Consider the following 23,200-nt stretch of genomic DNA (forward strand, 5'->3'; position numbering starts at 1 on the left):
CCTAGTCCGGATGGCGGAGGTACCAGAGCCGCTCATGGGCGGCGACAAGGCTTTCAAGGGACTTGCGCCGGTTCTGGCCGGGCGCAACTTCCCGGCGGCTGACCATCATCTCGAGCACCCGGAGAAGTTCTTCGGCCACCTCAAGATCGCGCTGGTCGCAGGCCTGGTGAAAGGCGAGCAGGATCTTGTCCGTAAGGCGTCGGGTCTGGCGCGGGACGAAATTCGTCGCGGAACCTGGTCGTTCTTCATCCAGAAACTGTTCAGACATCATGTCTGCGACCTTCCCTCACGCCCACATGGAGCGCGGGAGGCACCTCCTGCTCCAACCTGGGTTGTGGTGACAGGATAACGGCACCAGACGGGGGCGTGAACGCTGCCCCCGACCGCGAACGGCACCCACGTGTCATTATTACGGGTTCCGTTGCAATTATGAGACGCCCTCAGCTAGTGCCGGGCAGCCTCGGTGCCGAGGATCGCCCCCTCAGGCTGGGGCGAGCCGAAGGTGTGGTCGGCGAAAGCCTCTTCCCAGGTACCCTCTGTGGAGGCGCGGGAGTACTCCGTCGAGCGGTTCTCAAAGAAGTTGGTGTGCTCCACCGCGTTCAGCATCTCGTCGAGCCAGGGAAGCGGGTTCTTCTCGATATGGTAGAGCGGTTCAAGGCCGAGCTGCTGCAGGCGGCGGTCGGCGATGAAGCGGATGTACTCCTTCGTCTGGGCCGCATCGAGGCCTTCCACGCCGCCCATCGAGAAGGCGAGATCGATGAAGGCGTCCTCGTGGTCCACGATGGTCGCGCAGATGAGGTAGAGGTCGCGCCGTAGCTCCTCGGTCCAGATCTCCGGGTTCTCCTGCACGAAGGTGCGGAAGAGGCGGATGACGGAGAGGCAGTGCAGCGTCTCGTCGCGGACGGACCAGGAGACGATCTGGCCCATCCCCTTCATCTTGTTGTGGCGCGGGAAGTTCATGAGGATGGCGAAGGAGGCGAAAAGCTGCAGCCCCTCGGTGAAGGCACCGAAGGCAGCGAGTGTCTTCGCGATCTCGGTCTTATTCTCGACCGAGAAGTTCTGCATGTAGTCGTACTTGTCCTTCATCTCCTTGTACTTGAGGAAGGCTGAGTACTCCAGCTCCGGCATCCCGATGGTGTCGAGAAGGTGGCTGTAGGCGGCGATGTGGATCGTCTCGATGTTGCTGAAGGCGGACAGCATCATCAGCACTTCCGTCGGCTTGAAGACCTGGGAATAGTGCTTCATGTAGCAGTTGTTCACCTCGACATCCGCCTGAGTGAAGAAGCGGAAGATCTGCGTCAGCAGATTCTTCTCGCCGGCGGTGAGGTTCTTCTGCCAGTCCTTCACGTCGTCGGCCATCGGAACCTCTTCCGGCAGCCAATGGACGCGCTGCTGCGTCAGCCACGCATCATAGGCCCAGGGGTAGCGGAAGGGCTTGTAGACGGGGTTGGCGGTCAGCAGGTCGAAGTGGACCGGTAGTTCGTCTCGCGAGATGGCGCCGTCGGGCATGGGATGCTTCCTCGGACAAGTGGCCGATGGGTGATGGTGCGGGGTGAAAGGGGCGCCGGCAGGCGACATGCCCACTGGCTCCCCCGTCACACGGGCCGGTGGCGGCGGGGCGCCGTCACTGGCACGCCTTATAGGCAGGGTTGCCAGTCTCAGTATGTATGTACTCGTGGAAACGCTGCAGTTTGCGGCTAGCTCCCATGCGAGCAACTGAGACTCGAATTTCGGTCTTTCGCGGCATGCGGTAGCGCATCGTCCCTCCAGCAGGATCTTCGAGTCTCACATCCGAAGGTAGCACTGGCGACCAGCGCCAGCCAGCAATCGTCGGCTGGCTAAGGCGCAAGTGTCTCAACCGATGCAGCCGCGCCACGCAAACATTGTAGTGATCATCCGCCGTCCTCGAACAGGTGGGTGTCGCGGGCAGGCCCTTTCGAACAGGACGCCTTGATTGCTGCGGAAAGGAGAGGGCCGCGCTGGTTGTGTTTTCAGCCGAGCCATGAATGCTGCTCCGCTTTACACTACTTCTCCGCACTACGGCGAAATAGCGAGCAAAGCTGCCAATTGAGAGCGGCGCGTGCCTTGGATCGCTCATCGGTGACCGAACCATCCGCCAGCTACCCGAACCACGTGGACCGTCTGCACGACGGTCATGCCGCCTTTCTTCAAGCGGCAAATCATTTCGTGGCGTCCCTTGTAAGCGGTACTGGTCTCCTTTACGGAGCCCACCTCCGTCACGGTCTCACAACCGGCCTCGAGCGCTTCGTCACCTTCGTTTCTGATAATCCACTCGGTCTCATACGGGGGCGGGACATCAGTGCTCACGACAGTGAATTTCAAACCCATGCCTTTCCTGAGAAGGCTTGACCCGCTCTTGTACTGACCAAAGGGCTTCTCGCCCGGTCCCCTCGAAAGATCGCAGCGAATGTCGAGACGGTAGGGGCTAGCCAGGGCCCTGTCCTCGACCACTGCCCTCTTGAGTTGTTCGCTCTCGCCCCAGAAGGAGTGGTTAAAAATCCAGTCCCACGCAGACCGCGCCTTCTCTCGAGTGCAATCACGCTGACTGAAGAGTACGTCAAGCCGCGGCAGGTGGCGCGTGAGGTACTCGTGCAGGCGCTTAACCTGGTTCTGCATCTCCAATTTGCCGGTAAGGTCTGACCCATCGATTGGGTTCTGGACTTTTCTACTGAATGCAAGGCGATCTCGAAGAGCGACTAGGGTATCGTAGAGAGCACGATCATCACGATCCGCATTGGGTCGGTATATGCCGTCGGCCAGTAGCGCGGAGAGGATCATCCCTCCAGGTAGGGACCAGCCTGAACGGGACCGGCAATACCACTTCACGAACCGCACAATCCGGCGGAATTGCCCAACCTTTACCTTCGGGTAGTAGCCGAGGCCCGGATTCGGCTTCGGGCTCAGCGCGTCGACGCGACCTTCGAACCAGCTCGTGACGGCCGACGGGTCTCGCGCCTTCCATTCGGCGCTGGCGTGCTCAATGACGGTCTGCCCCCATTGGTTAACCCAAGTGCGGTAAACCGCGAAGTCGATGTGGTAACCCTCAGCGTACCAGATCGTCACGGCATTCGTCCGTGCCTCGGGAACATCAGCAAAGAGACCACACCGCTTCAGCAGAGCATCCCGAACGCGGTGGCGTGCGGCCAATGGCGATTCCGGGAGATCAGCTTTGGCAAACAGTATCGCGACGTCGATATCGTACCCCGTGTCGCCATTAGGATGGTCCTGGTTCAGGGTATGCATCGCGTAGCCACCCTGGTTCTGCGTTGTCCTGAAGTTTGGCTTCTCCAGATCGGCCAACCCCAAGGTAAGGCGGCTGAGGTTGAGATCGCGCTTAGCCGCGAGGTTCTTGCGCAACTCAGCGCCGAGCCTGACGTGCTGATCATAGAACTGCTGAAGCTCAGCGGACATGTCGTACATCCAGAACATCAGCGGGTCACTTTCATAGGCGGCGCGAGTGAGCCGATTGGCGCCGGCTCGACCACCAGCTCGGAGGCATGATTTGAGTTTACGCGAAGCCCCCAAAGATATTTGGGGCTCGTTTGGGACGTATAATTGTACGCAATGACAGCAGGGTGCACCGACGGCGAGATGAGGCGCCCGATGCTGAACCCAACGCTCATGGGGCCGGCGAAGAATAGGTGGACCGTTCCCCCGGTAGGGATGCGTGCCATACCCGTGTCGATCGCCCGTCTCACAGCTGCAGCTAATGCCTCAGCATGTGCATAGTGGGTGATCAGATCCGGCGCCGGCTTGCTGACCGTGACCAGCACATCGTCAAAGGGCTCAGCGACTATCTCACAAACATCCTGTAGTTCCACCGGGTAGCTCACCGCCACGCGTACCACGAGCGAGCTCGGGCGCATCGCCGATGGCGTCCTTTGAGTTCTGATGTGCAAATTGGGAGCAGCGCCACGACGAAGTTCACGCCAGGAGCTGTCCTTCCGCTCCAGTTCAAACAGCAGCGGCGTCGCGTGAGCCATCTGGCGGCCCGCCCAGATCTGCAGCGGGATGTGTGCCACGCCATAGTAAGCAATCTGCGGTGGGCTTGGCGCTCTGAGTTGTGCCTCCAGATTGTTCCAGACGTGCTCCTGATCGAGGACTGCCCGGCTGACCTGAAGGTTACCGCCCGCCAGATGTCGTGTCAGATCGCAGTCCAGCAGCTCAAGATGCCAAGGCCCGCCGTGTTCTGGAAGATCCGCTTCCCTGAGAAGCGGAACGGCGGTCGAGTTGAATGAGGCATGGCGCACGGCAAGCAGACGATTACGGATTCGGTTCCATGTACGTAGCCAGCACTGGTCAATGATGACGAGGACGACTCCGACGACGAGGATGCCGACGCTCAGGGCTTGAGATGTTTCCTGGTCTGGTAGGCCAGCCACCTTCCGCACGACGCCCTGTATAAGGTCCGAATAGGTGCCGAAGATGCTTCCGAGGGAGCTGACAACCAGGAGGGATCCGATCCAGGTAAGCGGCCGCCCCGCGAAATGTTTGTAACTGCTCAGCACGACGCCACCCGACGATCAATGGGAATGCACTACTACATGTAGTGACGCGCGTTCAATACAGGTCTACATATAGATTACGGCAATGGGCCGCCCGGCGCCCCCATGCTCCCCGGCTTGGTCAGGGACCCGCAGCAGGCGCTCCACCAGGCGGGATGGGTTGAGACCCGGACCGGTCAGAGTTGCTCGCGAGAGACCAGCCGCACTGCGCGTGCTGGTGCAGGCCGTTTGAACGCCGATGTTGGGCGGGGCGCACCCCCCTCCCCCGGCATGCCGCTCAAAGTAGAGTTAGCTACCGACCGCACATGGGTCGTGCTGACAGCTGCGCCTCGGTCGTACCCTGGAGGCGGTGCCTGTCCTCCCCTGGGCCAGTAGCTGGTTGCCTCCTCCTCTTGCAGACACTCCGGCTCTGCCTCATCGTCCTCCGCAAGCACGCTGCCGGTTGGGCGGCCCTGGGACCACGCAATGCAATTCTCGGCAGCCCTCCAGCATCCCGGAGGCCCCGGGGCGACTTCGCCCGAACTCCTCAACGCCCTGCTTACCCGCTGGCGAGGTGATCCGGGCTCCACCTACCGGAGCTGGTTTCTTTGGGAGGAAAGGGTCAAGAACTTCCGCTCCATCCGTCGTGGCATCCAGCAGGTCGTCGCCGAGATCAAGGGCGGGACCTTTGGGGTTGCCTACCGTGGTTCGTCTCTGGAGACAGTGGTCCATTCGATCGCGGAGCAGCGGCAGATCTTTAAGGGCGCGGACCACGCTTTCCTTTGGAAGCCGAAGCTCCGCATTCCGGACATCTACGAGAGCGCGGAGAACCAGCGTGCCTTTGGCCGCCTGCTCGATACCTGTGTCTGCTGCACCACGGAGCAGCAGGTCATTGCCGCCATCCGAGGGATCGACAGCAAGGCAATCAAAGGCCTTGGTCCAGCGGTCGCAAACCTCCTTTACTTCCTGCATCCCACCATTGTGCCACCCTTCAACACGGCCATCGTCAACGGCTACAACGCTCTCACAGGCGCCAAGGTGAAGCTTGGGCGGTGGGACGAGTACCTGGCCATGCGGCAAGGCGTCCTCGCGCTGAACGCCAAGCACCGCGGGCTGCTGTCGAATGACCTGGGTGCCGTCGGCGGACTCCTGTTCGACCTTGGAAGCGGCCGCTACCCGGCCCCGCCGCTCGATGACGACGCCGGCGCCCGGGCCACCTGGGAAGCGGACCTTGCCAGCGTCCGCGAGGAGGGTGCGAGGGCGGCAAAGGCCCTGGCCGAGGCTCAGAAGGAGGACGAGACCCACACAGCCGTCCAGGGCTGGCTGCGCGATCTCGGCAAGGCTCTGGGTTACGATGTTTGGATCGCCGCAAACGACCGAAGCCGTCCACTGGACGGAGGCAAGCTCGGCGACGGTTGCCTCGCCGGGCTTCCGGCTGCCATCGGGCAGGCACCGGGTGCGGACGCCATCCGGCTTATCGACGTTCTCTGGCTGTCGAAGGAGACGGGGCGCATCGTCGCCGCCTACGAGGTGGAGCACACGACCTCGATCTACTCCGGCATCGTGCGGATGCTGGACCTCGCACTGGGCCCTGAGGCCCACGCCCTGGAGGGCATGTTCCTTGTCGCTCCCGATGGCCGTGAGGGGGAGGTGCGGGCGCAACTGGCCCGTCCTGCCTTCTCCCGGGTTGCCGACCTCAAGGTGCACTACCTGCCTTACGGGGAACTCAAGGCGAGCCGGGAGACCATTGCCCGCTTTGGTCAAGGCATGAAGCCGATCAGGGCCATCGCGCGGGAACTCGTCTGAGGGAACACCTAGGCTAGCGCCCTGCATGCGGCGGCGGCTCATCCTGCACGGCGCCCCCGTCTTGGCGTCCATCGCCTCTGTGACGGCTGCCGTGGCCGTGGTGCATGAACAGGTGCATGAACGGACAGGCGAGGAGAAGGAGGTACGGCAGAATGCCAAGAGCGTGCGCGTAATGCTCACGCAGGACATAGAAGGCGCCGACCAAGCCGAAGTCGGCCAACACAATGTCGCCCCTGCTGCTCCACCAGGATGCCGCAGAATGGTCGCGCATCTCAGTTCCTTCAATCTGCTTCCCCACATAGTCTCTGGTGGCTGCCAGAAGCGCTTTGATCTAGCTCAGGCCGAAACGACCATCGGGGTTGGCACCGCTCGCCCCTGGCGCTCAGTGCCGAGCCCAATATCAGTCGCCGGCAGCCCCATGGCCCGGGGCGCTCGCCACCCAAGCGGCGCACATCAGCGGCCGAGATTTGAAGGGCCCCTCCCCAGTCGAGAGTTCGCCGGGTCAGAGGACGATCTTAGCCCGCGAGGTTCTCCGGCCGCGCCAGATCGCCCCAGTCGCTAGTCAGCGAAACAAAATGATGTAATCCGACGCTCGCCGTGCCGTCGCTTCAGAGCGTTACGGGCAGGCAGTCTGGAAAGGGCGTCTGAGCGCCTGCTGCGGTCCGTTCCCGGCGAGAGGCTCTGCCGGACCTGCCGCACAGGGCCCCCGGGTTGATGACAAGAGGTAGGCATTCAGTGATGAAACGAGGCCGCATCATCCAAACCGCCGCTGCCGCGACGTGCGCGCTCCCGCTCCTATACGGTGTTCCCTCCTTGGCCCAGGCCGCCGGTCAGCAGACCGGGCATCAAGGGGCCGCGGCTGGGTATCACACAGCCATGGAGAAGATGAACCGCGACATGGCGGCTGAACCCACCACCGGCAACGCAGACCATGACTTCGCTAGCATGATGGAGAAGCACCATCAGGCGGCCATCGACATGGCGAGGGTCGAGCTCGAGCATGGACGTGACCCGGAGATGCGGAGGATGGCCCAGGAAGTGATCCAGAAGCAGCAACAGGAGATCACCGAGCTGAGGACCTGGATGTCCCGGCATCCCTCCCGGTAGCTGCGCTCGGTAACCAGCATCACCAAGCTCCAGTCGTTCTGAGGCATCCCGACGGCGCCCCTGCCGTACCCGGCAGGGACAACAAGGTGCCAGCGGCCTGGCCCACTTGTTTGAGGAAGTCGCGATGAGCTACGCCCGTTTCGGTGCGATGATCCTGGTGTCGACGGTCATCATGTTCGGCTTGATGTACCTGAACACCTACGCCTTTGAGCATGTGTTCTACAGTCAAACACGAACCTGGATGGCCCTCATGATGGGCGCCACCATGGCCGTCATCATGATGCTCTTCATGCTGAAGATGTATGAGAATATGCGCGGAAACCTGGCAATCATTGCCGGGAGCATCGTGGTGTTCGCGGCCTCCCTCTACCTGGTGCGCAGTCAGGCAACCGTGGGCGATGTCGCATACATGAAGGCGATGATCCCGCACCACTCCATCGCGATCATGACAAGCGAGCGGGCCCACATCCGCGACCCACGCGTGCGCAAGCTCGCCGACCAGATCATCGAGGCCCAGGTCAGAGAGATTGCCGAGATGAAGCAGTTGATCTTGGACCTCGAACGTAACCCGCCAGCCCCCGATGCGCCGGATCTCGCGCCGCGTATCGCGAGCGCCGAGGCCCAGGGACGGTGAGTGCGCCGACGGGGCACCGAAGGAGCATCGGGTGCACCGCGGGGATAGGCGTCTGGCGGGCAGCCCCATGCCACCGCGACTGGTGCCTCACCCCGCGTGCCGGGCGACTGGCGGCTTAGTTGGCGTGCTGTGGGTGAGGCTGGGCATTCATGGGGGGACGCGTTCCACTCTGCTGTGAACGCCATCCAGTGAGCCCGGAGCCGCTCCAGTGACAGGGCGGACCTGCTTCCCGGTGCCTCCGCTGCATGGCGCAGCGCCGTCCACGCCGCATAACTCGGGGGCCCAGCTTGGTGACCGCGCCCTGAGGTCCGGCGGCTGCAGCACGCTCCGGCAGCTGTCGTCGCCTGGCCTGACCGTGGGAGCCCCCGGGCTGCCGTTCAGCCGCCAACGGCTGACTACGCGGGCCGCCCTGATTGAGCGGTTGGTCGCTAACTCATCCTGGGCGGACTGCCTGGGACCTCTGGCTCTGGCCTCCAACGAGGGTGGGCCAGAGGTATCCAAACAGCTTCCGGGTGGCGTCAATCCAAGAAACCGGACGACCACTGCAACACGGTGCTGTCATCACTTGCCCTACCGAGGCGATGTCCCATGAGTACCCTTGCTCGGCCTGCGCAATATTGACGCAAACCGGTTCCGTTCAGTGCGAAGGACTGCCATAAGTTAACCTACGATCCGTGAGAGATATCATATCGCAGATGGCGTCTGCTTGGCACGGAACCTCACATTACATCGTTTTATTACACAGCAATCCCTGCACCTCCAGAGCCGTTTTCATTGGCCTGCTGCCCTGGTGCGGACCTGAATTCCGCTTCGGAGGTCGGTGCACCCGCCGCACAGAAGGAAGCCGTCATGGCGCACAACCCACAGCATTCTGACCTAGGCAATAGCGCTAGCTTGGAGCGGACGTTTGGCGACTACCACCTGCAGATCGGCGACTCAGGGCTGAACTTTCTGGCCGGGGCAGGCGTCATGGACATCCAGTTCGGCCGCGCGAACTCGGATGTTCTGATCGGAGAGGCCCAGAATGACGACCTCCTTGGAGGCGTGGGGAACGACATCGTCGCCGGTGGTGCGGGCATGAATCACCTCGATGGGGGCGAGGGCAACGACCTCCTGGTAGGTGGCGACTCCGCCGACCAGCTTCGGGGATCAGGCGGGCGTGATGTCCTGAGCGAGGGCACGGGTCACGGTGATCTCGAGGGTGGGACGGGCAACGACCTGCTCTTCGGTGGGCTCGGAGGCGATGCGTTCATCGTCGATCGTACCAGTGGGCATGATATCGTCGGCGACTTCCAGGCAGGGCCAGGCATCCTCGACCACATCGCCTTTCGCGACATCATGCCCGAGGAACTCTCCTTCCAGGAGACAGTCGCTGGCGTGAGGATCAGCTGGAACGACGGCAATGCTTCGGTGCTGCTGGCTGGCGTCCACAAGGCGGATCTCGCCCAGGACGACTTCATGTTTGCCGACAACCGGATGCTGCTTCAGCCGACAAGCCTTGACGCCGACCATGTCTCCGCGGTCAGCTTTGCGGTGGATGAGGGATTCAACCTCTCTGCGCCAGACATCGGCAGCAGCACCACGCAAGCCATTTCGGTCTCCTTTGATGAATTCAACCTCCAGGTCGGCACCGCCCAGGCGGATGCCTTCATCGGCACGGGGGCCCGTGACTTCTATTTTGGCCTGGAAGGGGATGACCGCTTTCCAGGTGCAGGCGGTGACGACAACCTGACCGGGGATGCCGGAAATGACACTCTGGACGGCGGCACTGGCCAGGATCACCTCGTCGGCGGGGCTGGGGCGGACCAGCTCTTCGGTGGGGATCAGGCCGATAGCCTCATGGGTGAGGACGGCAATGACACCCTCTATGCGGGTGTTGGTCACGACATGATCGAGGGCGGGCGCGGCGATGATGTCCTGAACGGTGGTGACGGCGCCGACGCCTTCATCGTGGCCCCCGAAAGCGGCAACGACGTGGTCAGCGGCGGCTTCGATGGCGGGCCTGGGGCATTCGATCACATCGCGTTCCGTGACATCACGCCCGATGAGGTCAGCGTTGCCAATACAGCTGACGGCGTAATGGTCAGCTGGACCACTGATCAGGGTGCGGGGTCACTGCTACTCGCTGGGCTGACCAAGAGCGAGCTGGCGCAGGACGACTTCATGTTCAGCGCGGGCGCCGGTGCAAGCGGCGTATTCATCAACGATCCCGCCATCACGGATCAAGGTTCTCTCTACCTCTTCCGGGACGGAGCCGAGACGGCTGCTGTGCAGCAGGGCTATCTCTTCAGCTAGTTCACATCCGGGCCTTAGGGTCCGGCACGGTTGCCCGCTTTGTCATGTGGTCAGCGGTCCAGGTAGCAACCTGGGCCGCTGGCATTCAGCCGAGAGGTGAGAACTCGCGGTTTCATCCCTCGCCCTGGGGACTGGTGGAGGTCATCTCCGCCACGGCCCAGAACACCGCGATCATCACCAAGGTCTCCCAGCCAATTGAGGCTGCGAGACGAGCTCCGGACCCAGGGGTATTCGCTGCAAGGGCTGGCGTCAGCCGGAACCGGTGCCACGCGGCGAAACCAAGGAGCACGCCAACCAGCCCGACTTTTGCGAGAAGGGCCAATCCGTATGGCGTCGTCACCAACGCGTCCAAACGTCCGACGAGCAACCAGGCAAGAACGGCTCCAGCGAGGACCAGACCACCCACGATCCACCCGGCCGCACGAGCCCACCCCTCGACCAACCGGGCCGCTGTCGGACCGCCACGCCGGGACGCCAGGGCCAGCGGCCACAAGCTTCCGGCCCAGAACGAAACCGCGAGGAGGTGGACGACCAAAGCGGTCGCCAGTAGCGTTCGTGGTTGATGCTGAGTGGTGTGCCCGACCGCCGTAAAGCTGGCCGCGATGGCCAAGATCCCCGCTGCCCCAAAGACCATGGCACCCGGTCCGATCCAGGTAGCCAAGCCGACGGCGAGCAGGCCTGCCCAGGTGGTGATGACCGAGATGCCAGGGCGAGACGTCAGCATCACGGTCCAGATCTCAGGATCCAGGACGTCGCCGTCTGATGCCAAGGCGACCTGGGAGGCTAGCCAAGCCAGGCTGACAACCAAACCAAATCCTACCAGTCCTAGTGTTGCCCGACGGCAGACTGCCACATCTCCTGAATCCTGGAGACGCCCGAACCCCAAGGCAAAGATTGCCAACCCAGCAGTTCCCAGAGACGCCACGTAGTAGGCAATCCGCAGTACTGCGGCCGTTGCACGGAGAGGCTCAGGCTCCGGCCGCAGAAATTCCAAGATCACCGGGCGGCGACCGCGAACTTCACCGTCCCACTCATGACGTGCCCATCATCGCCCATTGCACGCCACTCCAGCCGGTAAGCACCCGACGGCAGAGGAGCCGCAACCGTGGCCGTCGCCCTACTGGATGCCGCACGTCCTCCCTCTCGCCGCACCTGGTGCTCCCGCCCGTTCTCGTCGAGCAGGCGCAGTGCCGTGACCCTGCATTCCTCGCTGAACGCCAAATTCAGAGCGCGCGGCGAAGCAGGCAGGGTTGCCCCATCCGCCGGGTCAGAGCTGTGGAGCATCGCATGAGCCGATGCCGCCGCCGGGGTCAGAGCAGCTAAGGTAAGCGCCAGGAGACCGGTCCTGACGATGTTGAGGCGTGAAAGCATGATCTCTCCAGTGGTCTGATCGTGCGGGACGGCTTCCACGAGAGGAGGCGGAAACCAGTCCACATTCTCTCCTTAGGCGAGGTAGACCTCTACCGCAGCCTGGATTCCACACCAATTTGTTGCTGCCGCAGAGACCTGATGCACGACAGGGTCAGCGGGTTGCCGCCTGCGCCTTCCAGCCAGCCGCCTGAAGCGCAGCGATCAAGGCGCCGCCTTCAACAGAGCTACCTGTAACCGCGATTTGCTTGCTGTCGAGATGGATCTCGACCTGCGCTGCAGGATCGGTTGCCTTGACGACGGAGGTCACCCCTTTAGCGCAGCCCGCGCAATTCATGTTCCCGATCTCTATACGGCTCATCGTGATGTTCTCCAGATCAACCAGGGAGGAGATGGGGTTTCCTATCGTGGGAAGGTCAAGACCACACGGCGCTCTGCCGATGCCATTTTGCGCGAGATGTTGATGCTCCGCTGATGTCGTACTGAGCTTGCCGAGCGTCTATCAACGTTGGCGACGAGGAGAGGATGTGAACTCAGTCCGGCCCTGCACGCCCAGGCGATTCTGTTATCTCTGTCGTTACTCCTACAAATTCAGGAGTACCCTCAGATGCGCGTCTGCTCTATCGCCGCTGGCCGCACGGAGAGGTTGCTCCAGGCTGTCTCAGGCAATCGGGGAGCAAATGCGCCTACCCTAAGAGCCCTCGCCCTGGCTCATGGCCACAACTCCGTTGCCGGGCGCCGTCTCATCACTCGGATTGCTGAGCTGAACCTTGATGCTGGGCCCGTAGTCACCCATGGAAGGCAGCACTCAGCCGTTACGTGGAGCTATCCGTGTTCTAACCGCTTCAGGATTGGCAGCGAGGTGAGTGGCGATAGAGGTCTGGTGTTCGAAACCGCTGTCGCGGTTGCGGGAAAGCGCATCAAGAAGATTGCGGCCACGGTGACAACCTGGTTCGGCTGGCACGCCATTGCTCGATGGTTTGAGCGGAGCGGATCAACTTGTCAGCCAGACGCGCTGGCCGCGCTGTCCGAGGCCGTGTTGCATGTGAACTTCATCCGCGCCATTGCGATCACACCGCTGGTGCGAGATGCGCTTCTCCTCCGGGACGGCCATCTACCCATTGTGGTGCCCACAACAAATGGTGCCTTCCTCGGATTTCTACGGCTCCTCCAGCTCGTGGATCGCCTCCACCTCGCCGCCGATCTTTCCACCTTCTTGCCAGACGGCCGCCTGTCCACAGGCGAACTCTCCGCAGCCCGGGATATCCGGGCCCTTGCCTCCGCCCGCAACATCTCAGCTGATCTCCTCGGGAAGCGTTTCATGCTGGCCATGGAGGCGGCGAACTACGAAATCGTGGCAGACAGACGGCTGCGCCGATCCGGTGTAGCGACATTCACAGCTGGTGCTCCGGTGGCTTCCGTCCTGGACGATGTCCTATCGTCCTACTCGACACTCGTCTCTCTCTGCGCAGCCGGTCATTCTGATCCCGATGCGGTGGCTAAGCTGCTGGAGCAGGAGGATACTTTTCAGGGGCGGACGAGGTAGGAGTCTAGGGCGGCATCCCCCGAAGATGGCATGGTGGTGAGACCCTGGTTTCTAGACGGAAGATCCTGCTACTCGGCTTCATCGTCTTGGCGACCATACATCAACACCGAGGAGTTACATCAATTTGCTTCCTGCTGAGGCCTCAGTGCGCGCCTGCTTCAGCGGAAGCTTGAGCGTCACCACGGTTCCCTTGCCGGGAGCGCTGTCGATCGAGAGGCTTCCACCGTGGGCTTCTACGATCGCGCGCGCAGTGGAGAGGCCTAGACCGCTGCCACTCCGCCCTGCCGTCCTTGCGGGATCGCCCCTGAAAAAGGGTTCGGTGACCCGGGGCAGATCTTCCGTCGGGATACCCGGCCCCCGGTCTCCAACGCGGACCAGCACGGATTCTGAAGCTTCGACAACCTCGATCCAGGGTTCGCGACCATGCCTGATGGCATTCGCGACGAGGTTCGTTACCGCCCGCTTGATCGCAATCCGCCTTACAGGGACGACCGCATTTTCATCCATGCGCCCCTCCTCAACGTGCGTGCCTGCATCCGTAAACTCGTCGACAACTGTTCGAACCAGGGCTGCCACGACCAGGGGCTGGATGACCTCACCACCGTGTCCGCCTCGCAAGTAGGCAAGGACATCGGACACCATGGTCTCCATTTCTGCGAGATCACGGCGGATGGGTTCCCTGATCTCATCTGGGAGCTCCTCCGCTCGGAGGCGAAGTCGGGCGATCGGTGACATCAGGTCGTGGGACAAAGCCCCCAGGGCCAGGGTGCGCTGGCGAAACGCGTCCCGGGTACGAGCTGCCATACCGTTCAAGGCCTCAGCCAGCATCTGCACCTCGCGGGGCCCAGAGGAGGGCAGCGTCGGGATCTCCCGCTCCAGGTCAAGCCGGGACACAGTGGCGGCAAGGGCCGAAACGGGGGCGGAGACTGACCGCGCGGCAAAGCCGACCGCCAGCAGCAGGACAAGACCGATGGCCGCAGCATAGGAGTGCAGCGCGGCCTGGTCCGTCGACAACACGTTGAACGAGGCGATTTCGACCTCAAGCCAGGAGCCGTCCTGCAGGCGAGCGATGGCACCGATGCCGGCGATACGGTCCGACGATCGGTCGATCCGCCCTGAGCGGACACGAACCTCGGTCGTCAGGCCGGAGAGAGCCTTGGCCCTCGTAGCAACCGCCTCCCAGTTAGCATCGGAGGGGTGCTCAAGGCTCGGTTCCGTGTTCCGACGCCAGTGCACCGTTAAGTCTGCGCGGGACAACGCGTGTGCGAGTTGGTCTCTATCTACCTCGGGCGCAGCCGCAACGGCGTCGATCAGAGTCGACAGCCGTTGGGCCAGCAACTCCTCGGTTCCATGCTCTACGGCCTTGCGCAGCAAGACGTCGTGGAGACCAACCATCGTGGCAAAGAGCACGGCGAAGCCGACGGTAAGCGCCGCAAGCGTGCGCGCAGCAAGGGACTGGGGAATGAACCGGGTCACCCCGTCCATTCTACGGGGCTTGAGAGCATATAACCAACACCACGGACCGTTTTGATCAGGCCGGGCTCTCCCTCCTCATGCGGTCTGGCGCCCAGCTTGGCTCGCAAGCGGCTGATCTGGACATCCATGGATCGATCCAGTCCTCCGTAGGGACGATTGCGGGCGAGATCCAGGAGCTGATCACGGGTTAGGATTCGCTGAGGACGTTCAACAAAGGCCAGGAGCAGATCGTACTCGCCGCTGGTCAGTTCCACGACCACACCGTCGGGCCGGAGCAGTTCCCGTCGCCTCGTATCCAGGGACCACTTTGCAAAACGCGCCACCTCTCGGCCTTCGCCCCCGTGCGGTCCCTCGGGGTTTTCGACGCGGCGGAGCACAGCTCGAATACGCGCCACCAGTTCGCGCGGGTCCGCAGGCTTTACCACGAAGTCATCCGCACCCAGCTCCAGCCCGATCACCCGATCCGAGGCTTCTGCGAGAGCCGTGAGAAGGATAATTGGAATCCGTCCCTCGGCGCGGAGATCCCGGCAGAGTTCGAAGCCGGACCGGCCTGGCAGCATGACGTCGAGCACAACGAGGTCCACAGGAGCAGAGGCAAGAAGACGGCGCATCTCGATGCCGTCTCGGGCTCCGCTCACGCGAAACCCGCTCCGGCGAAGCAGGGAGACCAGCAGCTTGCGCAGCTCGCCATCGTCCTCGACGACGAGGACATGCCGCCCCTCTCCAGACATCGGCGGGAGGTCAGTTGCCGACATACCTCGAGGAGGGGTTCCTCCGGCACGGTCATTCACCGAGCCGCTCCCCTGATCCAAGGAGGGACAGAATGTTCTCTCATCGGCCCGGCCTCGCTCAGAAGTAGAGCCGGACGCCCGTAAGGAACTCGAACGATTCAGCCTTGCCGCCCTCATCTCGGACATAGCGGGCCGCCTCGCCAAAACGCCGCGTATAGTTGACACCCACATAGGGAGCGACCTCACGCGTGAACTCATAGCGAACTCGGAATCCTGCCTCGATGTCGCTGATACCGCTGTTGACGCCGAGTTCGCGGACGCGCTGGGCTGCGACGTTGACCTCGACGTTTGGCTGGAACACCAACCGTTGGGTAACGTAGAGGTCGTAGGACGCCTCGAGCCGGGCTGAGAGGTCACCCCTCTCACTCACGAAAGCCTGCAGGTCGACCTCAAAGAGGCCCGGAGCCAAGCCCTGGATCCCGATCACACCATAGGTGCGATCCGGCCGGGGCCGGGGGTCATACCGCACACCCGCCTGAAAATCCCAGTAGTAGCCGAGTAGCCTGGAGTAGAGGAGCTGGACCTCGGCGTTCTCGGCACGGCGTCCGCGCTCGAGCTCACCCTGGGTCTTTACCCACACCTTGTCGTAGTCCGTGCCGTACCAAGCTTGTCCATCCCAGCGCGCGATGTTCGGCGCCCCATTCAGGCCGACACCCCACTCCAGCTTCTCGAAGAGCACAGCGCCATAATAGAGTTCATGGGACGCCATGGCATGGGCGCCTGGATCACGGGCTGCGTTCTGCGAGGCCGCCTGCTGCGCTGAGGCTTGGCCGGCTCCGAACAGCCCGAGCAAGACCGGGAGAGCCAATAGGGACGTGGACGAGCGGCACACTGATGTTTGCTCCATAGCCATCAACCGGCAGACGCGACGCGCGGCGAGCGCCGGATCTCAACCTTGCGCATCATCCCGGTCTCCATGTGGAAGAGCATGTGGCAGTGGAAAGCCCAGCCGCCCTCGGCATCCGCCTCTACATCGACGTCCATCGTACTGCCGGGCCGGATGCTGACAGTGTGCAGCAGTGGGTTCTGGGCACCATTGCCCACCTGGGGCTGCATCCACACGCCGTGCAGGTGCATGGGATGGGACATCATTGTTTCATTGATGAAGCGGAGCCGCACCCGCTCGCCCAAGACCAGCGAGATCGGCTGTGCCTCGCTGAACCGGTTGCCGTTGATTGCCCAGAAGTAACGCTCCATGTTGCCGGTCAGGCGGACCTCGATGATCCTGTTCGGTTCCCGCACGGGATAGGGGTTCGCCAGCGCCTTGAGGTGCCGATAGGTGAGCACCCGGGTACCAGGAGGTGCTCCGGTGTTCACAGCAAACGCGTCGGGCGGCGCCATCCCACCATGCCCGGCATGGGCGCTGGCGGCCGACATATCCACCTGACCGACTTGTCCCGTGCCCGGGGCGCCGTGGCCCATGGCCGCGTGGTCCGGTGCTGCCGGGGCCGCGCTGCGCTGATCACGTCTGGGCGCTGGCTGCTGGTTTTGCCGCCCCTGCGGCCTGCTCGGCGGGGTCTGCTGAGTTGGGCGCTGCTGGCCCATGCCAGGCGTGTTTGGATGGTCCATACCCGGCATGTTCGAGTGGTCCATTCCGGGCATGTTTGAGTGGTCCATGCCCTGCATGCCGCCCTGGCTCTGGCCCTGGCGAGCCTGAGCCAGGATAAAGGCGTCCGTACCCGCCACAGATGCCAGCGGCATACGTGCGGAGGCCAGCTGGAAGCCGGGGTCGTTGGCAAGGGAGGATCGCCGACCCATGCCGGGCATGTTGGAGTGGTCCATCCCCGACATGTTCGAGTGGTCCATGGCGGGAGCGCTGGAGGGCGCCGACGTCCCCCTTCCACGCCCGGTTGCAGGAGGCGAGGTCATTCCAGGCATGTTGGAGTGATCCATGCCCTGCATGCCGCCCCCACCACCCATTCCGGACATCCCAGACATGCCGGAGTGGTCCATGCCGCCCATGTCCCCCATCGAGCCCATGGGAGCGATCTGACCAGGCCGGTCGGTCTCCGGGCGCAGAGTGCCGCGATCCAGACCCTTGGGCCCGTAGTCGCCACCCATGTCTGCCATGGTCAGGAGCGGCCGCTCACGGTGCGGCGGCAGGGCCAGCATCGGCAGCCCTTCCTGGGTGGCGATGCTGGCGCTCGCAAACCCCTGACGGCCCATGGACTCCGCCAGGATCTGGAACTGGCGCCCGTTGGTGGGGCGTACGAGGACGTCAAAGGTCTCCGCGGGAGCGATGCGGAACTCATCGACCGGCACTGGCACGACGTTGTTGCCATGCGCCTGGACAACCGTCATCTCCAACCCAGGGATGCGAACGTCGAAGTGGCTCATGGCGCCCGAGTTGATGAAGCGGAGGCGGACGGTCTCACCGGGCCGGTAGAGGGCGGTGAAGTTCTGCTGCGGCGTCCGGCCGTTGACGAGGAAGGTGTAGCCCGTCACATCCTCGATGTCGGTCGGGTCCATCCGCATCTGGCCCCACATCATCCGGTCGCGGATGACGGCTTCGCGGGCTGCTGCGTTCGGCGCACGCGCCAGTTCGGCGGCGAGGCTCGCTGCGGTGCGCTTGTTGTAGTTGTAGTAGCCAGGGTCCCGCTTGAGGTTCTGGATGACACGGTGGGGGTTCTCATCCGTCCAGTCAGAGAACTGGATGATGTAGTCGCGGTCATAGCCATAGGGATCAGGGCGGGTCGGCTCAATGATTAGCGGGCCGTAGAAGCCTGCCTGCTCCTGCGTGCCGGAGTGGCTGTGATACCAGTAGGTGCCGGACTGCACGAGTGGGTAACGGTACTGGTGCGTCTGACCTACTGCGATGCCTTGGAAGCCATCGCTGATGCCCGGCACGCCGTCCTGCTCGCTGGGGAGGATGAGGCCATGCCAATGCACGGAAGTCTCTTCACGCAGGCGGTTAGCCACATTGATGACCACCTCCTCACCCTCGCGGAACTTCAGCACGGGACCAGGGACCTGCCGGTTGATCGCAATGGCTGAGCGCGACCTTCCGGTGATGTTCAGGGTCACGTGCTCAATGGCGAGGTTGAACTCGCGCGGCATGGCCCGCCCGATGGCGGGTTGAGCCAGTGCCCTGCTCGACGCCGCGGGTGCGGCAACAGCGGCGATGCCTGCAGCCAGCATGCTGCGCCGCGACATGGAAAACTCAGCCATGCTGGAACACTCCTCTCAACTGATGTGACATCGGAGAACCCTGGTATGCGGCGTCAGAAAGGGCGGGCTTGATATCAACTCTGGGGTCCACTCGAGCAATGAGGGAATGGCTCCGGACATAAAATGAAAGATTTGCCAGAGACTCAGATTGAGGACGGCCTTGCAGGGAGCGTGTAGCCTTCAGCCGTGCCGCGCTCATGCGCGTTACCTGTTCCGGCAGGACCATTGGTCGTGCCGTAGCTCATTCGCCTGCTCCCACCGGACACGGGAGTTCCGAGATGTTGGCCAGCCCGGTCCGGCGAGGCACGGCCAGGAGGAGGAAGCATGAACATTGCTTCGCGTGGATTTCGGAACACCCGGCTGGTTCTCGGCCTGACTCTCGCCCTTGGAGCCGCGGCGTGCGCCCAGCAGGCGACGCCGCAAGCTTCGGCACCTCCAGCTGCTGACCTGTCGATCCAGCCTGCAGGGCGGTCGACGGCGATGCCTGCATCCAGCCCGCAGGGCATGCAGGGAGGCAGCATGCAGGGCATGGACCACTCCCGGATGCCTGGTATGAGTGGCAGCAACATGCAGGGCCACAACATGTCCGGCATGAACATGCAGCAGATGATGGCCCACTGCGCCGAGATGCGTCAGCAGATGCGGGCGGGTGCCAGCATGAGCTCGGATATGCAGGCCATGATGGCACACTGCGATCAGATGAGCGGCTCCACCGGTACCCAGCGCGGCACCCGGGCCCGCTGAACTCGACTGTGGTGGCGGCCGATCTAGCCGCCACCACACATCGACCAGTTCCCGCAGCGGCACGAACTTGCCGTCCGCTTCGTCGAAGTCAGTCACCGCACGCCTTCGAGCCTGACTGCCCTCAACCGCAAGGCATTGCCGATCACCGAGACTGAGCTCAGTGCCATTGCCAGGGCGGCGACGATCGGGCTGAGCAGGATGCCCAGGAACGGGTAGAGCACACCCGCGGCAAGCGGCACTCCAAGTGCGTTGTAGACAAAGGCCAGGAACAGGTTCTGTCGGATGTTCCGCATGGTCGCATGGCTCAAGGTGCGCGCCCGCGCAATGCCAGCGAGGTCCCCCTTTACCAGGGTGACGCCCGCGCTCTGCATGGCGACGTCAGTGCCGGTCCCCATGGCGATGCCGACATCCGCCTCTGCCAGGGCTGGCGCGTCGTTGACGCCATCCCCGGCCATGGCGACCACTCGACCCTTCCCCTTGAGTTCCCGAACGATGCGGTGCTTGTCCTCGGGGAGGACGTCACCCTGGAACTCATCAATCCCCAGCCTCCGGGCGACGGCGGCAGCCGTTGTGGCGTTGTCTCCGGTGAGCATGACGATGTGGATGCCCTCGTCCCGCAGGCTCTTCAGGGCGCCAGGCGTCGTCTCCTTGATAGGGTCAGCCACGGCGATGACGCCTCCCGGCTTGCCATCGACGGCCAGGAACAGAGCGCTGCCGCCCTCGCGGCGGAGGTCATCCGCCCTGGCGGAGAGATCGCCTAGATCCACACCGAGGTCGGCCATGAGCCTCGCGTTGCCCAGGGCGACCCGGCGCCCACCCACAGTCCCGGTGACACCCTTGCCCGTGACAGAGGCGAAGTCAGCGGGCTCCTGAAGTTCTACGCTGCGCTTATGGGCTGCGGCCACGATCGCCGCTGCCAGGGGGTGCTCGCTGGAGCGCTCCAGGCTTGCCGCGAGGGGCAACACCTCAGCCTCTGTGAGGCCCGGACCAGAGATAACGGCAACCACCTCTGGCTTGCCAACTGTGAGCGTGCCCGTCTTGTCCACGACGAGGGTGTCGACCTTCTCCATGCGCTCGAGCGCCTCGGCCGACCTGATGAGGACGCCCGCACCGGCGCCCTTGCCCACGCCGACCATGATCGACATCGGCGTCGCCAGGCCAAGGGCGCAGGGGCAGGCGATGATGAGAACGGAGACGGCGGCGATCAGGCCGTAGGAGAGCGCCGGGGATGGGCCCCAGACAGCCCAGGCAATAAAGGCGACAATCGCCACGGCGATGACCGCCGGGACAAAGTAGCCGGACACGTGGTCGGCCATCCGCTGGATGGGCGCCCGGCTGCGCTGGGCTTCCGCCACCATGGCGACGATGCGCGAGAGCATGGTGTCCGAACCAACCTTGTCGGCCCGCATCACCAGGGATCCCGTGCCGTTCACCGTGCCGCCGATGACCTTGGAGCCAGGCGCCTTCTCAACTGGCAGGGACTCTCCGGTGACCATCGACTCGTCGACCGAGCCACCGCCCTCCAGCACCTCGCCATCCACAGGGACACCCTCACCGGGCCGCACCCGTAGGCGGTCGCCCAGCTGAACGTCGGCCAGGTTGACCTCCTCATCGGTTCCGTTCGGGCGGATGCGGCGCGCAACCTTTGGCGCTAGGTCCAGCAGGGCGCGAATGGCGCCGCCGGTCTGCTCCCGGGCGCGCAGTTCCAGCACCTGGCCAAGGAGGACCAGCACGGTGATGACGGCTGCCGCCTCGTAGTAGACGGCCACCGTGCCATCCATGCCGCGGAAGCCCCGGGGAAAGATGCCGGGCGCGAAGGTAGCGACCAGGCTGTACAGGTAGGCCGCCCCGGTCCCGAGGGCGATCAAGCTGAACATGTTGAGGCTGCGGTTCACCACCGACTGCCAACCGCGCACGAAGAAGGGCCATCCCGCCCAGAGCACCACTGGTGTCGCCAGCAGGAACTGGGTCCAGGTCGAGGCCGTAGGCGAAATCAGGTCATGCAGGCCGAGCCCAGGGATGTGGGCACCCATCTCCAGGATGACGACCGGGATGGTGAGGGCCAGCCCAATCCACATCCGCCGGGTCATGTCGATGAGTTCGTGGTTAGGCCCTGCCTCGGCGGTGACCTCCAGGGGCTCCAGCGCCATGCCGCAGATGGGGCAGTTTCCAGGGCCCTCCTGCCGGACTTGCGGGTGCATGGGGCAGGTGTAGATGGTGCCCTTGGGCACCACGGCGGGCTGAATGGCGGTTCGGGGCCTCAGATACTTTTCTGGATCTGCCTCGAACTTTGACCGGCAGCCTGCTGAGCAGAAGTGGAAGGTCGTCCCGCCATGCTCCAGACGGTGCTTCGAAGTCGCTGGGTCGACCCTCATCCCGCAGACCGGATCGGTGACGCGCCCGTCGTCGGCCACCATGGCATTGTCGTCATGGTGGCAGCTCGGCCCGTGCTGATGACCGTGATCTTGGTCGTGGCTGGAATGATGACCGCCCATGCTTGCCGCCCCTGGTGCAGCCCACTCTAGGATGAGCCGCTGTTGCGAGGCTCCGAACCTGAGGTTTCCCACCGTGGGAAGGTCAAGGGTTCTCTGACTCGACCAGGACGTTGCTTGCCCTTGACCTTCCCACGGTGGGAAACCTCATCTTGTAACCCACGAGTAAGGCAGAGTGGTCCAGAGGGGAGGTCAGAGATGCAAATCGGTCACGCGGCGAAAGCTTCTGGCGTCTCGGCAAAGATGCTGCGGTACTATGAGAGCATTGGTCTTCTCGGAAAGGCCGGGCGGACAGAGGCTGGCTACCGGGTTTACTCCGAGGCTGACGTCAAAACTTTGAAGTTCGTCCGGAGGGCGCGCGACCTCGGACTTCCGCTCGACCGCATCCAGCTGCTGATTGGTCTCTGGCAGGACGAGGATCGAGCGAGCGCCGACGTAAAGCGCATTGCCACCGAGCACGCGGCCGAGCTCAGAGCAAAGATCGGTGAACTGACACGGATGTGCGAGGCGCTGGAGGGCATGGCAACGGCCTGCCACGGTGACCACCGGCCAGAGTGCCCCATCTTGGACGAGATCGCCGAGGGAGGCCGGGGCCTTGCCTTCTCAGACGTGCCGGCGAGCAGGGCAAGGACGAGGCGTGAGGCTCCGGGAGCCGCAGCGCACCGGACCATTCAAGGAGCCATGTAGTGAAAGAGATCTCCTCCCCATCCCCAACCAGAAGACGTCTAACCCTGGGCCTCGGTCTGGCTGCTGCGGTGATGCCCCTTGCATCGGCCCGCGCAACTCAGGCCACCGCGATCGAGGTCTGGAAGGACGCGAACTGCGGCTGCTGTGAGGGCTGGGTAGAGCACCTGCGCGCTGCTGGCTTCCAGGCCACTGTGCATGACGTGGGCGACGTCGCAGCGATCAAGTCTGCCCGAGGAGTCCCAGCTGCCCTCCAGTCATGCCACACTGCCTTGGTGGATGGCTACGTGATCGAGGGCCATGTCCCTGCCGCCGACGTCCGCCGCCTGCTCGCAGAACGCCCCCGTGCGGTGGGGCTGGCAGCACCAGGGATGCCGCCTGCCTCGCCGGGCATGGACATCCCGGGTACTCCCTACCAGGTCATCGTGTTTGGAGGATCTGGTGGCAACCGGGTCTGGGCGCGGCATTGACACCTGCGCTCCTCCTGCTGCCGGAGCTCTCCTGAGAGCGGGCCTGGTTTGCCCCTCGACAGATCTCTTTAACGCGCGCTCGTCCCGGACCAAGCTGATGGCATGTCCTCTCGC

General features: G+C 63.5%; 21 protein-coding genes. 8 read left to right on the plus strand and 13 right to left on the minus strand.

The features are described from left to right. Position 1 precedes the first annotated feature (1 nt). From D9599_RS06440 to D9599_RS06455, 4 genes are all read right to left on the minus strand, one after another. Positions 2-271, minus strand: coding sequence for a hypothetical protein (locus tag D9599_RS06440; RefSeq protein WP_198380378.1), 270 nt, complete (start codon positions 269-271; stop codon positions 2-4). Between the two features lie 173 nt (positions 272-444). Further along, positions 445-1,509 (minus strand): ribonucleotide-diphosphate reductase subunit beta, encoded by a 1,065-nt coding sequence (locus D9599_RS06445; RefSeq protein WP_198380379.1) that lies wholly within the window; start codon positions 1,507-1,509, stop codon positions 445-447. Between the two features lie 585 nt (positions 1,510-2,094). After that, complete coding sequence (locus D9599_RS06450) at positions 2,095-3,432, minus strand: nucleotide-binding domain-containing protein (protein ID WP_198380380.1); 1,338 nt, start codon at positions 3,430-3,432, stop codon at positions 2,095-2,097. A gap of 17 nt (positions 3,433-3,449) precedes the next feature. Continuing rightward, positions 3,450-4,529: an SAVED domain-containing protein gene (locus tag D9599_RS06455; RefSeq protein WP_198380381.1), complete on the minus strand. Its 1,080-nt coding sequence runs from the start codon at positions 4,527-4,529 to the stop codon at positions 3,450-3,452. 462 nt (positions 4,530-4,991) lie between these two features. Between D9599_RS06455 and D9599_RS06460 the strand changes: the two genes are divergently transcribed. Next, positions 4,992-6,311 (plus strand): type II restriction endonuclease, encoded by a 1,320-nt coding sequence (locus D9599_RS06460; RefSeq protein WP_198380382.1) that lies wholly within the window; start codon positions 4,992-4,994, stop codon positions 6,309-6,311. Positions 6,312-6,324: 13 nt separating this feature from the next. On the opposite strand, the gene D9599_RS06465 is transcribed toward D9599_RS06460, so the two are convergent. Beyond that, entirely contained in the window at positions 6,325-6,582 is a 258-nt protein-coding gene (locus D9599_RS06465) for a DUF2933 domain-containing protein (RefSeq protein ID WP_198380383.1), read from the minus strand. Between the two features lie 467 nt (positions 6,583-7,049). On the opposite strand from D9599_RS06465, the gene D9599_RS31890 reads away from it, so the two are divergent. The 3 genes from D9599_RS31890 (at position 7,050) to D9599_RS06480 (ending at position 10,347) form a co-directional block, all read left to right on the plus strand. Next, positions 7,050-7,418 (plus strand): DUF305 domain-containing protein, encoded by a 369-nt coding sequence (locus D9599_RS31890; protein ID WP_198380384.1) that lies wholly within the window; start codon positions 7,050-7,052, stop codon positions 7,416-7,418. A 124-nt stretch (positions 7,419-7,542) separates the two neighbouring features. Then, positions 7,543-8,052, plus strand: a complete 510-nt coding sequence (locus tag D9599_RS06475; RefSeq protein WP_198380385.1) for a DUF305 domain-containing protein — start codon at positions 7,543-7,545, stop codon at positions 8,050-8,052. Between the two features lie 849 nt (positions 8,053-8,901). Next, the gene (locus D9599_RS06480) at positions 8,902-10,347 is read left to right on the plus strand and encodes a calcium-binding protein (protein WP_198380386.1); all 1,446 of its coding nucleotides are present in this window, start codon (positions 8,902-8,904) and stop codon (positions 10,345-10,347) included. Between the two features lie 112 nt (positions 10,348-10,459). On the opposite strand, the gene D9599_RS06485 is transcribed toward D9599_RS06480, so the two are convergent. The 3 genes from D9599_RS06485 to D9599_RS06495 form a co-directional block, all read right to left on the minus strand. Beyond that, positions 10,460-11,155, minus strand: a complete 696-nt coding sequence (locus D9599_RS06485; protein ID WP_232480197.1) for a copper resistance D family protein — start codon at positions 11,153-11,155, stop codon at positions 10,460-10,462. A gap of 188 nt (positions 11,156-11,343) precedes the next feature. Next, on the minus strand, positions 11,344-11,718 hold the full coding sequence (locus D9599_RS06490) for a copper resistance CopC family protein (protein WP_198380425.1): 375 nt from the start codon (positions 11,716-11,718) through the stop codon (positions 11,344-11,346). 151 nt (positions 11,719-11,869) lie between these two features. Further along, a complete protein-coding gene (locus tag D9599_RS06495; protein WP_198380388.1) occupies positions 11,870-12,076 on the minus strand; it encodes a heavy-metal-associated domain-containing protein in 207 nt (68 codons plus the stop codon). Positions 12,077-12,577: 501 nt separating this feature from the next. Between D9599_RS06495 and D9599_RS06500 the strand changes: the two genes are divergently transcribed. Next, positions 12,578-13,261 carry a hypothetical protein gene (locus D9599_RS06500; protein ID WP_198380389.1) on the plus strand — a complete coding sequence of 228 codons (684 nt, stop codon included), beginning with the start codon at positions 12,578-12,580 and terminating at the stop codon, positions 13,259-13,261. 114 nt (positions 13,262-13,375) lie between these two features. Here the strand turns inward: D9599_RS06500 and D9599_RS06505 are convergent, their stop codons facing one another. The 4 genes from D9599_RS06505 to D9599_RS31200 all read right to left on the minus strand — a co-directional run bounded on the left by D9599_RS06505 (position 13,376) and on the right by D9599_RS31200 (position 18,696). Continuing rightward, positions 13,376-14,746 (minus strand): ATP-binding protein, encoded by a 1,371-nt coding sequence (locus tag D9599_RS06505; RefSeq protein ID WP_198380390.1) that lies wholly within the window; start codon positions 14,744-14,746, stop codon positions 13,376-13,378. After that, entirely contained in the window at positions 14,734-15,492 is a 759-nt protein-coding gene (locus D9599_RS06510; RefSeq protein ID WP_232480198.1) for a response regulator, read from the minus strand. Before D9599_RS06510 ends, D9599_RS06505 begins: the two co-directional genes overlap by 13 nt. A 94-nt stretch (positions 15,493-15,586) precedes the next feature. After that, on the minus strand, positions 15,587-16,237 hold the full coding sequence (locus D9599_RS06515) for a copper resistance protein B (RefSeq protein WP_232480199.1): 651 nt from the start codon (positions 16,235-16,237) through the stop codon (positions 15,587-15,589). A gap of 143 nt (positions 16,238-16,380) precedes the next feature. Continuing rightward, on the minus strand, positions 16,381-18,696 hold the full coding sequence (locus D9599_RS31200; RefSeq protein ID WP_232480200.1) for a multicopper oxidase domain-containing protein: 2,316 nt from the start codon (positions 18,694-18,696) through the stop codon (positions 16,381-16,383). 324 nt (positions 18,697-19,020) lie between these two features. Between D9599_RS31200 and D9599_RS06525 the strand changes: the two genes are divergently transcribed. Next, on the plus strand, positions 19,021-19,440 hold the full coding sequence (locus D9599_RS06525; RefSeq protein ID WP_198380392.1) for a hypothetical protein: 420 nt from the start codon (positions 19,021-19,023) through the stop codon (positions 19,438-19,440). A 92-nt stretch (positions 19,441-19,532) separates the two neighbouring features. On the opposite strand, the gene D9599_RS06530 is transcribed toward D9599_RS06525, so the two are convergent. Beyond that, positions 19,533-21,935 carry a heavy metal translocating P-type ATPase gene (locus tag D9599_RS06530; RefSeq protein WP_375373038.1) on the minus strand — a complete coding sequence of 801 codons (2,403 nt, stop codon included), beginning with the start codon at positions 21,933-21,935 and terminating at the stop codon, positions 19,533-19,535. Positions 21,936-22,130: 195 nt separating this feature from the next. Here D9599_RS06530 and cueR point away from each other — a divergent pair, with 195 nt between their 5' ends. Beyond that, positions 22,131-22,619 carry a Cu(I)-responsive transcriptional regulator gene (gene cueR / locus D9599_RS06535; protein WP_198380394.1) on the plus strand — a complete coding sequence of 163 codons (489 nt, stop codon included), beginning with the start codon at positions 22,131-22,133 and terminating at the stop codon, positions 22,617-22,619. A 71-nt stretch (positions 22,620-22,690) separates the two neighbouring features. Next, complete coding sequence (locus D9599_RS06540) at positions 22,691-23,086, plus strand: DUF411 domain-containing protein (protein WP_198380395.1); 396 nt, start codon at positions 22,691-22,693, stop codon at positions 23,084-23,086. Positions 23,087-23,200: the final 114 nt, after the last annotated feature.

The organism is Roseomonas sp. KE2513 (assembly GCF_016107305.1).
GTDB lineage: Bacteria > Pseudomonadota > Alphaproteobacteria > Acetobacterales > Acetobacteraceae > Roseomonas.

Coding starts and splice junctions, on each gene's coding strand:
- D9599_RS06465 (WP_198380383.1), bottom strand. CDS start 6,582: ATGCGCGACCATTCTGCGGCATCCTGGTGGAGCAGCAGGGGCGACATT.
- D9599_RS31200 (WP_232480200.1), bottom strand. CDS start 18,696: ATGGCTGAGTTTTCCATGTCGCGGCGCAGCATGCTGGCTGCAGGCATC.
- D9599_RS06440 (WP_198380378.1), bottom strand. CDS start 271: ATGATGTCTGAACAGTTTCTGGATGAAGAACGACCAGGTTCCGCGACG.
- D9599_RS06540 (WP_198380395.1), top strand. CDS start 22,691: ATGCCCCTTGCATCGGCCCGCGCAACTCAGGCCACCGCGATCGAGGTC.
- D9599_RS06490 (WP_198380425.1), bottom strand. CDS start 11,718: ATGCTTTCACGCCTCAACATCGTCAGGACCGGTCTCCTGGCGCTTACC.
- D9599_RS06530 (WP_375373038.1), bottom strand. CDS start 21,935: ATGGGCGGTCATCATTCCAGCCACGACCAAGATCACGGTCATCAGCAC.
- D9599_RS06495 (WP_198380388.1), bottom strand. CDS start 12,076: ATGAGCCGTATAGAGATCGGGAACATGAATTGCGCGGGCTGCGCTAAA.
- D9599_RS06505 (WP_198380390.1), bottom strand. CDS start 14,746: ATGGACGGGGTGACCCGGTTCATTCCCCAGTCCCTTGCTGCGCGCACG.
- D9599_RS06475 (WP_198380385.1), top strand. CDS start 7,543: ATGAGCTACGCCCGTTTCGGTGCGATGATCCTGGTGTCGACGGTCATC.
- D9599_RS06450 (WP_198380380.1), bottom strand. CDS start 3,432: ATGTCCGCTGAGCTTCAGCAGTTCTATGATCAGCACGTCAGGCTCGGC.
- D9599_RS06460 (WP_198380382.1), top strand. CDS start 4,992: ATGCAATTCTCGGCAGCCCTCCAGCATCCCGGAGGCCCCGGGGCGACT.
- D9599_RS06480 (WP_198380386.1), top strand. CDS start 8,902: ATGGCGCACAACCCACAGCATTCTGACCTAGGCAATAGCGCTAGCTTG.
- D9599_RS06525 (WP_198380392.1), top strand. CDS start 19,021: ATGAACATTGCTTCGCGTGGATTTCGGAACACCCGGCTGGTTCTCGGC.
- D9599_RS06510 (WP_232480198.1), bottom strand. CDS start 15,492: ATGTCGGCAACTGACCTCCCGCCGATGTCTGGAGAGGGGCGGCATGTC.
- D9599_RS06515 (WP_232480199.1), bottom strand. CDS start 16,237: ATGGCGTCCCATGAACTCTATTATGGCGCTGTGCTCTTCGAGAAGCTG.
- cueR (WP_198380394.1), top strand. CDS start 22,131: ATGCAAATCGGTCACGCGGCGAAAGCTTCTGGCGTCTCGGCAAAGATG.
- D9599_RS31890 (WP_198380384.1), top strand. CDS start 7,050: ATGAAACGAGGCCGCATCATCCAAACCGCCGCTGCCGCGACGTGCGCG.
- D9599_RS06445 (WP_198380379.1), bottom strand. CDS start 1,509: ATGCCCGACGGCGCCATCTCGCGAGACGAACTACCGGTCCACTTCGAC.